Origin of the sequence: Tessaracoccus sp. ZS01, from assembly GCF_022342445.1 — a bacterium.
Classification (GTDB): domain Bacteria; phylum Actinomycetota; class Actinomycetes; order Propionibacteriales; family Propionibacteriaceae; genus Arachnia.
This window is the reverse complement of sequence record NZ_PQFE01000006.1, coordinates 126,123-140,002: the sequence shown is the minus strand read 5'-3', so window position 1 is coordinate 140,002 and position 13,880 is coordinate 126,123. Positions and strand designations below refer to the sequence as shown.

Below are 13,880 nucleotides of genomic sequence, written 5' to 3'. Positions count from 1 at the left end.
GGTCGTGGTCTTCCCCACCCCTTTGGGCCCGTCAACCGCGATCGCCGGAACCTGCCCGAACAGCTCATCCAACTCGTCATCCAGAATCCGGCGCGCATACTCCATGCCCGAACCATACAAGAAGCAGAATTTGAATCAGTCAATTAGCACGGCATGAATCGGACAGATTGCAGGCTCGCACATCGGCATGAGCGCTAAATCGCAAGGCCATCGCTGTCGTCCCTCTCTGGAGCCAGGATGTGCAGACCGGGGGCCGCCACCGCAGCGCAGCAAGCTTCTTGGTGCTCTTGACGAACCCCGGCCAAACGTCCCGATCTGCCAGCTGCCGAGCGCAGCCCGCAGATTGCAGCGCGCTCGACAATGCGTCGCGCCGAAGGAGGGCCCGCTCATTCGCCCGGGCGACGGCGCGCGCTCTTCAGCTCCGCCCTGTGCTTCTTGGACCGCAACCGGCGTTCCACCGATCCCCTCGTCGGGCGGGTGGCCCGCCGCTTCGGTGGGGGCGGGGCGAGCGCCTCGCGAAGCATCGCAGCCAGCCGCTGGCGGGCGGCGGAGCGGTTGCGGAGTTGCGAGCGCTCCTCCGAGGCTTCGACGGTGAGCACCCCGTCGACCAGTCTGTGCCGCAGACGGTGCAGCACCCGCCGACGCTGCGCCTCCGTGAGCGTGGTCGAGGCACGGACGTCGAACGAGAGCTGCACCTTGCTGTCGGTGGTGTTGACCCCCTGACCGCCGGGGCCGGACGAGCGGGCGAACCGCTCCCGCAGTTCGCCGGCCGGGATGACCAGGCCGTCGGGAATCCCCGGGCCCGGGTCGACGGTCAACTCGCTCATGCCCCGGAGTCTACGAGGATCAGTACCCCAGGTGGATCCCCGCGCCTGCCGTGCCGCAATAGGCTGCCAGGCATGGTGCGGAGATCCTGGGGATGGGTGCTGGCGGTGGCCCTCGCGTTGGCGGTGGTGTCGCTGGTGAGCGGCCTCGCAACCCATTCCGAGCTGAACGGCGACGCCAACGGGCTGCTCGCCACGCGCCTCACCCTCACGAAGTTGCTCAACACCGGCACCGCCTGGGCGGGCGCCCTGATCCTCGCCGGCCGCCTGGTGCGCCGCCCGCGCCAAGCGGCTGCTGCGGGAGTCCTGAGCGGGTGGCTCCTGCTGGGTGCCCACTACGGGCTGGGGCAGGTCCTCGGCGTCTACACCGGCGACATCTGGGCGGAGAACCTCAACTGGTTCCTGCTCACAGGCGCCATCGGCGCACCGCTGGGCCTCATCGGGGCGGCCGCGGGCCGCCCCGGCGGTTGGGGAGCCGCTGCTCGGCTCGCGGTCCCGGCCGGAGCCGTCGTCGAACCGTTCTACTGCGGCATGTTCGACCTCCCCGGCGCGACGCCCTGGCCCGGGATGCTGTCCAGCGTCCTGTGCGGGGCGACGCTGCTGGTCCTCGGCGGCGCAGGTCTCGTTGCCGCGCTGCGCCGAGGGGGCAGGGCTGTGCGGGTTCTAGACTCAGCCGCATGACGCGCCCCTCGTTCGACGAACTCGGCCTCGCCACCGCACGCCTCTGGGCCACCCGCAGCGCCGACGCGAAGGTCCAGGTGGGCGCCTGCCTGCTGGACCGGTGGCACCGTGTGGTGGGGGTCGGGTACAACGGCCGGGCCGCCGGCGAGCCCAACGAACGCGAGTCCATGGCCCAGGGCCAGAGCGGGTTCATCCACGCGGAGGTCAACGCCCTCCTGGCCGCGAACTGGAACGGCGAGGGCCACACCCTGTTCGTCACCCACGAGCCGTGCGCCACGTGCGCACGGCTGATCATCAACTCGCGCCGCGTGACCAGGGTCGTCTACGAGACCGGGTACACGGAAGTGGTGCGCTCCGAAGTGGGCCTCCCGTCCGGGGCGCAGATCCTCCGCGAGGGCGGACTCAGCGTCGAACTCGCTGGCTGAGTCGAGGGCCACTGGCCAGCGGCCGTGCGAGCATTGTCGGATGCAACTGCCCCAGCCCTCCGTCAAGGCCAAGGCGTCGCTCCTGCTGGGCGTCACCCTGGCCGTCGCGCTCGTCGCTGCCATCGTCCTGACCGAGCTGTTCGGCGAGATCATGGAATCCATCGCGGACAACGACGGGGTCGCGGCCTGGGACCGCCCGGTGCTCGACTGGGCCCTCGCGGCGCGCACGCCGGGGTTCACCTCGTTCGTCGCCTGGTACTCCAACACCGGCGGGCCCTTCTGGCAGCCGATCGTCACCGGTGTCGTCGTGGCCTTCCTCAGCTGGCGCTGGCGCGACATCACCCCGCTCATCCTGACCGTCATCGCCGTGGGCGGCTCGCTGCTGATCACCATCCTGGGCAAGAACTACATCGGACGCGCCCGGCCGCCCATCGTGGAGGCGGTGCCCCCGTTCGAGTCGTCGATGAGCTTCCCCAGCGGGCACAGCCTCAATGCGCTGGTCATCGCCGGCATCCTCGCCTACCTGCTGATCCGCGACACCTGGAAGCACCGGCGCTGGCTCACCTGGGTCATCGCCGCGTTGGCGGCGCTCTACTCCATCTCCATGGGCCTCTCCCGGGTCTTCTTGGGGCACCACTGGTTGACCGATGTGTTCGGCGCCTGGGTCATCGGTCTGGCGTGGCTCGCCGTCGTCATCGGATGCCACCGCATCTGGCATGCCGTGCGGTCCCGCACAGAGCCCGGGCCGGTGGAGGAGGAACGCGCTCCGGCCTGAAACCCCAGTCAAAGGTGGAACAATGGGAGGGTGAATGGAGCCGGGCGGCGTCGCCCGCCCGCCCGGCGCGGCCCCGCGTAGAAGGGAAGGGCGCCCCATGTTTGAGAACCAGTTCGAGAAGATGCAGAGCGCACCCGGCTTCATCGCCGCGCTCGACCAGAGCGGTGGCAGCACGCCTGGCGCACTGAAGCGTTACGGCATCGAATCGTGGGCCGATGAGGCCGAGATGTTCAACCGCGTCCACGAGATGCGGACCCGCATCATGACCAGCCCGAGCTTCGACGGGGACCGGATTCTCGGCGCCATCCTCTTCGAGGACACCCTGCACCGCCAGGTGGAGGGACGGCCCACGGCCGAGTACCTGTGGAAGGTCAAGGGAGTGGTACCCATCCTCAAGGTGGACAAGGGTCTCCTCGACGAGGAGTCCGGCGCCCGCCTGATGAAGGACATCCCGCAGCTCGACGACGTGCTCGCCGACGCGAGGGACCACCAGGTGTTCGGCACCAAGATGCGCTCGGTCGTCATCACGCCGGGCGCCGGATTGAAGGCTGCGGTCGATCAGCAGTTCGACATCGGCCGGCGCATCTTCGCCGCCGGCCTGGTGCCCATCCTCGAACCGGAGATCGACATCAAGAGCCCGCTCAAGGCGGACGCCGAACAGCAGCTCCACGACCTCCTCATGCAGGGCCTCGACTCCCTGCCCGATGACGAGTGGGTCATGCTCAAACTGACGCTGCCGGAGGTCGACGACCTCTACCGCGACGTCGTCGACCACCCGCGCGTGCTCAGGGTGTTCGCGCTCTCCGGCGGCTACACGCGCGCCGAATCCAACGAGCGCCTCGCGCGCCAGCACGGGGTCGTGGCCAGCTTCTCACGCGCCCTCACCGAGGGGCTCATGGGGAGCCAGACCCAGGAGGAGTTCGACGCGCTGCTCGACGAGTCGATCGGCAGCATCTACGCCGCGTCGAACACCTGAGCGGAGTTGCGCAGATGTGGGCGGCGGGCCTCGGCGGCGCCCTCCACATTCCGGCCACCCGGCTCAACGGGCGAACAGCGCGGCGATCTCCTCGTGCGCGGCGATGTAGCCGTCGAGCAGTTTGCGGCCCAGCTCCGGCGAGTTGACCAGCGGGTGCGAGGCGAAGCCCTCCCAGGCCTTGTCCGCATCACGGGTGAGGGCGGCCTCGGCAATGGCCTGCTCGGCGCCGCGGAGCCGAGCCATCAGGCCCAGTTCGAGGAGGCTCACGGGCCCGACGGGCAGTGGGTGCACCCCGTCGCCGTCGACGACACAGGCGACCTCCACCACCACGTCGTCGGGCAACTCCGGCACCACGCGCCGGCCGTCCGACAGGTTCGCGACGTCGAGGATCATCCGCTCGGGCTGCCCCGTGGCCAGCGCCCGCATCATCCGCAGCGCGACCTCCTGGTAGCCACCGCCCATGTCCTCCTCGCGGCGCTCCTCGTCGCGGGCCTCGGCCATGTAGGTGGCCTCACGCTCGTGCAGCACCTCGTGCCACAGGCGCAGCGGGTCGGTGGCCCCGGCGACATTCTCGTAGAACTGGCTCTGCTGCGCCGCCAGGTACTGGCCGCGGGTCTGCTCGTTCTGCCCGATCCGTCCGACGGCGGAGTCTGTGTGCCAGTAGTAGTAGAGGTATTCGTTCGGCAGGGCGCCGAGCGCGCGCACGAAGTCCTTGCCGATCAGCCGGGCCTCTTCGATGGTGTCGAGCCGGGCGTCGTCCGCGAGGATTTCCGGCAACCTGTCCACACCGTCGACGCTGACCGACCGGAGGAAACCCATGTGGTTGAGCCCCAGGTAGTCGTAGTCGACGCGGTCCTGGTCGTGCTCGAGCGAGACGCCCAGCAGCCGCGACACCCTCCGCACCAGCCCGATGGGGGTGTCGCAGATGCCGACGACGCGCTCGCCGAGCACCCGGCGCATGGACTGCGTCACGATGCCGGCCGGGTTGGTGAAGTTGATGGTCCAGGCCTCGGGCGCCACCTCGGCGATGGCCGTGGCGACCTCGTGCATCACCGGGATGGTCCGCAGCGCGTAGGCCAGCCCGCCGGGGCCTATGGTCTCCTGGCCGAGCAGCCCGAGGTCGAGCGCCACCCGCTCGTCCTTCACCCGGCCCGCGGGCCCGCCCACCCGGATCGCGGAGAAGATGAAGTCGGCGCCCGCCAGGGCGGTGCGCAGGTCCGTGCCGGTCCGCAGCGTCGGCGGGTTCTCCAGCTGCGCGGCCCGCGCACGGATGACCCGCTCGATGCCGTCGAGCCGCTCCTGCGAGGTGTCGTAGAGCACGACCTCCTCGATGAAGGGCCGGCCGTCCGACATGGCCACCGGGTCCGTGGCCACCGCTTCGTAGACGAGGGGTACGCGGAAGCCGCCACCGCCGAGGATCACGAGTTTCATGGGTAGCGAACCTCCAGATTCGTTTCAGGGGGAAGGTGCAGCGACTCCGGCCCCGCGGGGCTGTCGGTGACGAGTCCGGTGAAGGCCGTGATGGGGGCGATCTCGAGGAATCCGGCGCCCGGGAACTTGGCGTGGTCGGCCAACAGCCAGGAACGGGTGGACACCTCGATCATGGCCCGCTTGACGGGCACCTCGCTGGGCGTCGAATCGAGGACCGCCCCGTCGGGCCGGATGCCGGCGGCGCCCAGGAACGCCACGTCGACGCGGACCTGACGCAGGCACGACTCGGTCAGCACCCCCACCAGAGACTGGTAATTGGGCCTGAGCACGCCGCCCATCACCACGAGGTCGACGTGCGGGGCGTCGCTGAGTTTCGCCACCACCGCCAGGGAGGCCGTGACCACGGTGATCGACCGTGACCGCAGGTAGGGGCACATGGCGAACACGGTGGTGCCGATGTCGAGCGCCACCACGTCGCCGTCGTTGACCAACGCGGCTGCGGCCTTGGCGATCCGGCGCTTCTCGTGGGTTTCCTGCCCGGCCACCACGTCGAAGGCGGCGTGGTCGGCCTCGGGGCGGATGCTGTGCGGCCGGCAGGCGCCACCGCGCACCCGCTCGACGAGGCCCGCGTCGGAGAGCTGTTGGAGGTCGCGGCGGACGGTAGCCTCGGACACACCCAGCGTGCTGGCGAGTTCGGGCACCGACGCGGAGCCCTTCGCGTGCACGAACTCCGCCACCCTGCGGAGGCGCACATCTGTCAGCATGACACTGACCCTAGCCGCGATGTCCAATCATTATCGCTAAACATCGATCATCACCAAACAGAACGTGGCAGACTCAGAGCCACAGACCGTCAAGGAGGACCCCCATGTCGCCCAGTCCCATCAGCCGGCTGCTCAAGGCGGCCGTTGCGGCCGCTGCGTCGTTGAGCATGCTCGCAGCCTGCGCCCCCGGATCTGACGCCCCGGATGAGACCGCCGCCCCTGCCGACGGCGGGTCGAGCGCCGCGGCTGAGCCCAGCGTCGACCCGGGCAGCCTGGGCGACATCACGCTCACCGTGTGGGACCAGGAGGTCCGCGGCAGCCAGAACGACGCGCTCGTCGCCCTCAACGAAGCGTTCATGGAGAAGTACCCCAACATCACCATCGACCGCCAGAGCCAGTCCTTCGACGACCTCAAGGCGCAGGTCTCCCTGGCGCTGAGCGGCAACGACGTGCCCGATGTCGTGCAGGTCAACAACGCCCGCGGCGACATGGGCCAGTTCGTCACGGCCGGTCAGCTCACCGACCTGTCGCCGTACGCGGCGCAGTACGGCTGGGAGGACCGTTTCCCGGCCTCGGTGCTCTCGAAGGTGCGGTACTCCGCCGACGGCACGACGTTCGGCGAGGGCAACCTGTACGGGCTCCCGCAGACCGGTGAGATCGTCGGCATCTTCTACTCGAAGAAGAAGCTCGAGGAACTGGGCGCCGAGCTGCCCACCACCTGGGACGAGTACTTCGCCATCCTGGACCAGGCGAAGGAGGCCGGCGAGCAGCCGATGATCCTCGGCAACATCGAGGGCTGGCCGGCCATCCACGTCTTCGGCCCGCTGATGGCCAACTACATTGAGCCCGAAGAGGCCGTGAAGCTGGGCATGGGCAACGCCGGCGCCAGCTGGGTCTCCGACGGCAACAAGGCCGCCATGGAACAGTTCGCCAAGTGGGGGGCCGAGGGCTACTTCGGCACCTCGCCCAACGGCACCGACTACGACGCCGCCTGGAACGACTTCACCAAGGGCACCGGCGTCTTCCTGCCCGGCGGCTCCTGGCTGGGCACCGACATGGAGGGCGTGATGGGCGAGGACCTCGGCTTCATGGCCCCGCCGCCCGCAGTCAACGGCGAACTCGCCACCACCGGCGGCACCGGCATCCCGTTCTCCATCCCGGCCAACGCCGAGAACAAGGACGCGGCCGTGGCCTACATCGACTACATCACCAGCGACGAGGCCATGAAGCTGATCGCTGAGAACGGCGGCTTCCCGGTGCTCGGCGCCGCCGACCTGGCGCCTGAATCCGGCGTCCAGAAGGAGATCTTCGAGGCGTTCGACAAGGTATCCCAGGAGGGCACGCTGCTGCCGTACCTCGACTACGCCACGCCCACGTTCTCCGACACCGCCGGCCAGGGCCTCCAGGAGGTCCTCGGCGGCCAGCGCTCGGCCGACGAGGTGCTCCAGGCGTTCGAGGACGACTACAAGGGCTTCACGGGCGAGTGACCCATGGCAGGACGAGGTAGGCGGGGGAAGGGCAACCCGTCCGCGGTGATCCGCGGGCGGGCGACGCCCTATCTGTACCTGCTGCCCGCCTTCCTCGTCTACGCCGCCTTCCTGCTCTATCCGCTGCTGAGGGCCGGCCAGTTCTCGCTGTACGACTGGCCGGGCTTCGGCCCCTCCACGTTCGTGGGGCTGGGTAACTACGCAGACCTGCTCGGCGACCGTCGCTTCCTCGCCGCCATCAGCCACGCGCTGGTCCTGATCTTCTTCTACTCGATCCTGCCTCTGGTGGTGGGCCTCGTGCTCGCCGCAGTGCTGCGGCGCGGCCAGGTCCGTGGCCTCGGGTTCTTCCGCGTCGTGATCTTCATGCCGCAGGTGATCGCGCTGGTCGTGGTCGCCGTCGCCTGGTACCAGATCTACTCGCCGCGCGGCCTGCTCAACGCGGTGCTCGAACTCGTCGGCCTGGGTGACTTCGCGCGCGGCTGGCTGGGCGACCCGGACTTCGCGCTCCCCGCCGTCGGCATGATCGGCTTCTGGTTGTCCACCGGCCTGGTCATGCTGCTGCTCCTGGCCGGCATGAGCCGCATCCCCAACGACCTCTACGAGGCGGCCCGCCTCGACGGCGCCGGCCCGGTGCGCGAGTTCTTCGCCATCACGCTGCCCAGCGTCCGCGCCGAGATCACCACCGCGCTCGTGCTCACGATCATCGCCGCGCTGAAGACGTTCGACCTGGTCTACGTCACCACCTCCGGCGGGCCCGGCACGGCGACGACGGTGCCCAGCTATGAGGTCTACAACCGCGCGTTCAACCTCAAGCAGGTGGGCTCGGCGTCGGCCGTTGCGATCGTGCTGACGCTGCTGGTGTTCATCATCAACGTGTTCGTGTCGCGCATCGGTGAAGAGAAGGAGGTGCGACGGTGAAGGTTTCGGCCGGCGAGAAGCTGATGAACTACCTCATCCTCAGCCTCTTCTCGCTCTTCGCGCTGTTCCCCATCATCACCATCCTCCTCACCTCGCTGCGCCCGCAGATCGGCGTCGTGGGAGGAGCGTTCCACTGGGAGAACTTCGTCACGGCGTGGGAGTTGGGCCGCTTCGGCACGGCGCTGACCAACTCGCTGCTGGTGGCGCTCCTCGTGGTGAGTGTGGCGCTGGTCCTGTCGATCCTGGCCGGCTACGCGTTCGGCACGATGCAGTTCCGCGGGTCCACGGTGCTGTTCTACCTGTTCCTCCTGGGCCTGATGGTGCCGTCCGAGGCCATCGTCATCCCGCTGTTCTTCGACCTGCGCAACCTGGGCCTCACGGACACCATCTGGGCGATCGCCGCGCCGCAGATCGCGCAGTCGGTGGCCTTCGGCACGTTCTGGATGCGCGCCCAGTTCCGCGCCCTGCCCCGCAACCTCATCGAGGCGGCCGCCATCGACGGCACCTCCGGCATGGCCGCGCTGTGGCGCATCATCGTGCCGCCGTCGCTGCCGTCCATCGCGACGGTGGCCGTGCTGATGTTCATGTGGACCTGGAACGAGTTCCTCATCCCGCTGATCATGAGCCCCGGCGGGCAGTGGCGCACCGCGCCTCTCGGCCTGGCCATCTTCAAGGGCCAGTACACCTCTGATCACGCGCTGCTCGCCGCTGCGGGCGTGATCATCGCGGCACCCATCATCCTGGTGTTCCTGCTGCTCCAGCGCTACTTCATCAGCGGCATGCTGGAAGGAGCGTCGAAGGAATGAACCAGCATCAGCACCAGGAACCCGTCTGTTACGACTGCTGGGACTGGGATCCGCTCGCGGACCTGCGCTCCGACGAGGACCCGCCGCTGGACGTGGTGACCACCGGCCCGCTCTTCTTCGACCTGATCTTCACGGGTCTCCCCCGGCTCCCGGAGCCCGGCGAGGAACTGTTCAGCACCGGCATGGGCTCGTGCCCGGGCGGCATCGCGAACCTGTCGACGGCGACGGCCCGGCTGGGCCTGCGCACCGGTCTGGTCGCCGGCTTCGGCGACGACGCCTACGCCGACTGGATGTGGGACACGCTGGCCAACCAGGAGCACATCGACCTGTCCTGCTCGCGGCGCTTCCAGAACTTCCACTCGGCCATCACCGTGTCCATGGCCTTCAGGGGCGACCGCGGCATGGTCACCCACGAACACGTCCTCCCCGAACCCCTCGACGACCTCCTGCTCACCGCCCCCGCCGCCCGCGCCGCAGCCGTCGACCTGAAGCGGCCCGGCCTCTGGTGGGACAAGCTCCGCCACGACAACACGCTGATGTTCGCTGACGTCGGCTTCGACGAGACGGGGCGTTGGGACAAGGCGCACCTCGCGCCGCTCAGCCAGTGCCACGCCTTCACCCCCAACGCCGTGGAGGCGATGGGCTACACGCGCACGGACCGGCCGAGCCACGCCGTCCGGGCGCTCGCCAACCTCGTGCCGCTGGCGGTGGTGACCGACGGCGTGCGGGGCTCGTACGCCATCGACAACACGACGGGGGAGGAGGCCTACTGCCCCAGTGTCGCCGTCGACGCCATCGACCCGACGGGGGCCGGTGACGTGTTCGCCGCCGCCATCATCCTGGGCACCATCTCCGGCTGGAGCCTGGAGCAGCGGCTGCAGTTCGCCTCGCTCAGCTCATCGCTGGCGGTGCGGCAGTTCGGCGGCTCGCTGGCCGCTCCCGGCTGGGGCGACCTTGCCGACTGGTGGCGCAACCTCGAGAAGCTCCGCGAGGAGGGCGACCTCCGCGCGGCACACATCGGCCGGGAATACGCGTTCCTGGCGGACCTCATCCCCACCCACCAGGTGCACGGGGTGCGCCGGGCCCAGGGCACGTTCGCCCTGGCCTCAGATGCGGACTCGCCCCTCGCGCGCCCGGTTCCGGGTGCCGAGCCCCGGAGCTGACAGCCCTTTTCAATCAACTTCGCGCAGACCCTCGCAAATGCACACAGGTCGTGCCTAGTATGACCATCATCCTCATCCAACTAGGGCAACGCCGTCGTTGCCATTGGAGGTTCCCTGATGAGACGCAAGTTGCTGGCCCTGGTCGGCGCATTGGCCGTCGGCTTCGGTCTACAAGTCCCAGCGTGGGCGCAGGACGTGGAGCTCGCCGTGGGCGAGCCGTCCGTGACCACCGAGGTCAATCCCAACAAGATCGATGTGCTCGGCATCTGGGCCCATCCCGATGATGACGCCGGTTTCACCACCCCCTGTGGCGTCTGGACTGACCGCTACGACGTCAAGTGCGGCGTCGTCATGCTCACGCGTGGTGAGGGCGGCTCGAACTCGGTCGGCGACGAGGCCGGCCCGGATCTCGGCCTGCGCCGCGAGAACGAGGACCGCACCTCCTTCTACCGCTCGGGCGTGTACGACATCTACAACATCGACGCAGTGGACTTCTGGTACAACACCAGCGCCGCCCTCACCGAGGACGTCTGGGGCTCCGAGCGCATCCAGCGCCAGGTGGTGCACATCATCCGCCAGACGCAGCCTGAGATCCTCATGGGCTTCGCGCCCAGCCCCGCAGGTCACGGACACCACCAGTACGCCGGCCGCGTGAACTGGGAGGCGGCCCAGATGGCCGCGGATCCCACCGCGTTCCCGGAGCAGCTCACCGGTCCTGACGCGGTGGAACCGTGGCAGGTCAAGGTGACCACCTCCGGCGGTGCCACGAACGGTACGGGTGGGGTGCTCGGACCCGAATGCAATGCGGGCTTCGTGCCTGCGGACAACAACCAGTTCACCGTCGTGGGGACGTGGACGGGCTTCGAGTCCCCCTACGCGTGGCTCGAGGGCAACGTGCAGGAACAGGAGCCCGGCACGCTCATGACGTGGGCGCAGGTGGGCCGCGAGGGTAACCGTGGCCATCCCACCCAGGCCCGCACCAAGCACACCGGCATCTTCGAGCCGTTCTGTCAGCGCTACGGCATCTCCCGGTCGATCGTGCCGTTCCAGCCCAATGGCACCGCCGCGAACGCCCGCGACGACGCCCTCCTGTTCGGCAGCGTGATCGCGGATCCGGGCGGCATGCCGCTGGGTTCGACCTACACGATCGACGTGGGCGACTACTTCCAGGCGCCCGGCGTGCCGTTCGACGTGACCGTCACCGCGCAGTCGGGCGAAGGCACGATCGCCGCCGGCGACGTCACCCTCGGGCTGCCCGAAGGCTGGGCCGTCACCGGTGACACGGAACTCGGCCCCATCAGCGCCGACGCTGAATCCAGCGTGACGCTCACAGTGACGCCGGCCGACGACGCCGCACTGGCCCGCTACAAGATCGAGGCCCGCTTCAGCAACGGTTCCGTGACCGCGTACAACGACACCCGCGTGCAGCTCGTCGCAGGCGTCGAGGGCCAGTTCGAGCGGTGGGGCAACTTCGCCTCCTACGAAGCGTGGGCCGATGAGTTCTCCCGGGTGTCGGGTCGCTCCGCGGCCGAGCGCCAGATCGGCGCGGGCGAGTCGGTGACGATCCCCGTGATCGTCAGCAACCGCACCACCGTGCCCCAGAGCGGCAACGTCTCGGTCACCGTCCCGGCCGGGTTCACCGTCGACCAGGCCACCCAGCCCTACACGGCGCTGGCCGCCGGCGCCCAGACGACCGTCGACTTCGTCGTCACGCACACTGACCCGGCAGATCCGGGCGGACGGATCGCGGAGGTGCCGATCGTGACGACGGCCACCGCGCTCGGCTCGACCAGCACCGAGACGCTGCGGCTGTACGTGGTGCCCACCACGGTGATCCCGGAGGCTGAGGTGGCGCTCGTGGTTGACGGTGTCGCCGATGAGTTCTACGGCGCCCCGCTCGACATCGGCCGCCGCTGGGAGGGCCAGGCCTGTGATCCCGACGGCACCGACTGTGGCGCGGGCAGCACTGTGAGGCTCGCCTGGCACGGCGACGCCCTCTACGCCCAGGCGTTCGTGGTGGACAACATCGCCAGCGCCGCCGCCACACCTGAGCGTTGCTTCGGCCACTGGCTGGTGGATTCGGTGGAGGTGCTCCTCGATCCCCTCGGGGGGTCGCGCGACACGTCGACGACGTTCAAGACCGGCATCATGCCGTTCACGGACGACGCCTCGGGTGCCGCGGGTCAGGGCCCCAACGGGCCGTGCTGGAGCCGCGACGCCGACAACCACCAGGGCTTCTCGTCCGGTCCGCTGGCCGCCACCGTTGAGGGCGGGCCCAACTCGCCCGGCCAGGAAGTGGCTGTCGACTTCGACCTCAACGAGGACGGCACCTACGTCGACGGCGGGTTCACCGTCGAGGTGAAGATCCCGCTGGAGAACCTGCCTGCGGCAGTGGTGACCAGCACCGCCCCCACGGGCGCCCAGGCGACCAACGTGGTGGACCCGGATTACCTGGGTCTCAACGTGACGCCGTACGACTCCGACGTGGCTACCTTCATCGGCAAGACGCGCACGGCGTGGTCGCCGTTCGGAAGCCAGCAGTCCGAGCCGTACCGCTGGGGCCACGCCTACCTTGAGGGCTACACGGCGCCTGAGGGTCGTTCGACCACTCCGGACACGCCGCAGATCCCTGATCAGGCGTTGCTCGGCGTCGAGTCGCCTCAGACCATCTACCAGTCCGCCGCCCGCGGCGTGACCATCGCGGGTCTGAACGCGAGCCGTGCGCTCACCGTGCAGGACGTCTCGTTCGACGACGACGGTGCCACCATCTCCGTGGCCAGCGCCAAGGCCGGCACGCTGCGTGCCTTCGCCTGGAACGGCAACCCCGCCGCCATCCCGGTCTGGGTGTCCAGCTGTGAGGGCGACGAGTGGGGCTTCTCCACCTGTGACCTCGCCACCGACACCGCGGCCGCGCCGTGGGGCGATGACATGGGTGGGCGTCTGCTCGGCTCCGTCGAGAAGGCCATCGGCACAGGTGCCTCCACCGTCCGTCTGGCGTTGGACGCAGCAGACCTGGAGACGCTGATGGGCGAGGACGGCACCATCCTGATCTCGTTCCAGGAGAGTGCCACCAGCGCGGTCAACGCCTGGGCCTACCCGGTGGTGCTGCGCGAGGTGGAGCCGACGAAGCCGCCGGTCACGCCGCCCGTCACGCCGCCCACGTCGCCCGGTAAGCCGGACTTCGTGCGCACCCCTCCCTACACGCTGCCGGGTTACCACGACCTCAACGGCCGCAAGTGGGAGACCACATGTGAGCTGTACTCGCAGACCGAGCGTTGCTGGACCTACATCTGGGCCACGACGATCAAGGTGGAGGACGGCAAGTTCGTGCGCACCACGGGCTGGGCGTTCAACAACCTCACCTACCTGCCGTACATGACCCGCGCCGACTGGGCGAAGAACCCGCTGGGGTTCACGGGGGCGTGGACCGCGACCGACGGCCGCATGTGGCGCACCGAGTGCGACACGGCTGCCACCGGCCGGGGCGGCTGCCGCTCCTACGCGAAGGTGACGGTGTACCAGGCGCATGCGAAGCCCACCGGCGGGTACACGTTCACCCAGAGCAATGAGTGGGTGTTCAACAACATCGTGCTGTTCAAGGAGCGCGTCTGACCCCTGAGCGGTTGATGT

General features: G+C 69.0%; 12 protein-coding genes. 9 read left to right on the top strand and 3 right to left on the bottom strand.

What is annotated here, in order from left to right; translation table 11 throughout:
- Positions 1 to 386: 386 nt before the first annotated feature.
- Positions 387 to 827: an alternative ribosome rescue aminoacyl-tRNA hydrolase ArfB gene (arfB, locus tag C3E87_RS08385; protein ID WP_076061576.1), complete on the bottom strand. Its 441-nt coding sequence runs from the start codon at positions 825 to 827 to the stop codon at positions 387 to 389.
- Positions 828 to 899: 72 nt separating this feature from the next.
- On the opposite strand from arfB, the gene C3E87_RS08380 reads away from it, so the two are divergent.
- From C3E87_RS08380 to C3E87_RS08365, 4 genes are all read left to right on the top strand, one after another.
- The gene (locus C3E87_RS08380) at positions 900 to 1,505 is read left to right on the top strand and encodes a hypothetical protein (RefSeq protein ID WP_143570948.1); all 606 of its coding nucleotides are present in this window, start codon (positions 900 to 902) and stop codon (positions 1,503 to 1,505) included.
- Entirely contained in the window at positions 1,502 to 1,930 is a 429-nt protein-coding gene (locus C3E87_RS08375) for a deaminase (protein WP_076061574.1), read from the top strand. The genes C3E87_RS08380 and C3E87_RS08375 overlap by 4 nt, the downstream gene beginning before the upstream one ends.
- A 40-nt stretch (positions 1,931 to 1,970) precedes the next feature.
- Positions 1,971 to 2,705 carry a phosphatase PAP2 family protein gene (locus C3E87_RS08370; RefSeq protein WP_076061572.1) on the top strand — a complete coding sequence of 245 codons (735 nt, stop codon included), beginning with the start codon at positions 1,971 to 1,973 and terminating at the stop codon, positions 2,703 to 2,705.
- Between the two features lie 97 nt (positions 2,706 to 2,802).
- Positions 2,803 to 3,681, top strand: coding sequence for a fructose bisphosphate aldolase (locus C3E87_RS08365; protein ID WP_076061570.1), 879 nt, complete (start codon positions 2,803 to 2,805; stop codon positions 3,679 to 3,681).
- Between the two features lie 63 nt (positions 3,682 to 3,744).
- Here C3E87_RS08365 and C3E87_RS08360 read toward each other — a convergent pair whose 3' ends face one another.
- Complete coding sequence (locus C3E87_RS08360) at positions 3,745 to 5,112, bottom strand: 6-phospho-beta-glucosidase (RefSeq protein WP_076061567.1); 1,368 nt, start codon at positions 5,110 to 5,112, stop codon at positions 3,745 to 3,747.
- Positions 5,109 to 5,876 (bottom strand): DeoR/GlpR family DNA-binding transcription regulator, encoded by a 768-nt coding sequence (locus C3E87_RS08355; RefSeq protein ID WP_076061564.1) that lies wholly within the window; start codon positions 5,874 to 5,876, stop codon positions 5,109 to 5,111. The genes C3E87_RS08360 and C3E87_RS08355 overlap by 4 nt, the downstream gene beginning before the upstream one ends.
- A 104-nt stretch (positions 5,877 to 5,980) precedes the next feature.
- On the opposite strand from C3E87_RS08355, the gene C3E87_RS08350 reads away from it, so the two are divergent.
- The 5 genes from C3E87_RS08350 to C3E87_RS08330 all read left to right on the top strand — a co-directional run bounded on the left by C3E87_RS08350 (position 5,981) and on the right by C3E87_RS08330 (position 13,862).
- Positions 5,981 to 7,363, top strand: coding sequence for an ABC transporter substrate-binding protein (locus C3E87_RS08350; RefSeq protein WP_076061561.1), 1,383 nt, complete (start codon positions 5,981 to 5,983; stop codon positions 7,361 to 7,363).
- Between the two features lie 3 nt (positions 7,364 to 7,366).
- A complete protein-coding gene (locus C3E87_RS08345; RefSeq protein WP_083665500.1) occupies positions 7,367 to 8,281 on the top strand; it encodes a carbohydrate ABC transporter permease in 915 nt (304 codons plus the stop codon).
- Positions 8,278 to 9,087: a carbohydrate ABC transporter permease gene (locus C3E87_RS08340; protein WP_076061556.1), complete on the top strand. Its 810-nt coding sequence runs from the start codon at positions 8,278 to 8,280 to the stop codon at positions 9,085 to 9,087. The genes C3E87_RS08345 and C3E87_RS08340 overlap by 4 nt, the downstream gene beginning before the upstream one ends.
- Positions 9,084 to 10,250 (top strand): carbohydrate kinase family protein, encoded by a 1,167-nt coding sequence (locus C3E87_RS08335; RefSeq protein WP_076061553.1) that lies wholly within the window; start codon positions 9,084 to 9,086, stop codon positions 10,248 to 10,250. The genes C3E87_RS08340 and C3E87_RS08335 overlap by 4 nt, the downstream gene beginning before the upstream one ends.
- Before the next feature lie 117 nt (positions 10,251 to 10,367).
- Positions 10,368 to 13,862 (top strand): PIG-L family deacetylase, encoded by a 3,495-nt coding sequence (locus tag C3E87_RS08330; RefSeq protein ID WP_076061551.1) that lies wholly within the window; start codon positions 10,368 to 10,370, stop codon positions 13,860 to 13,862.
- Positions 13,863 to 13,880: the final 18 nt, after the last annotated feature.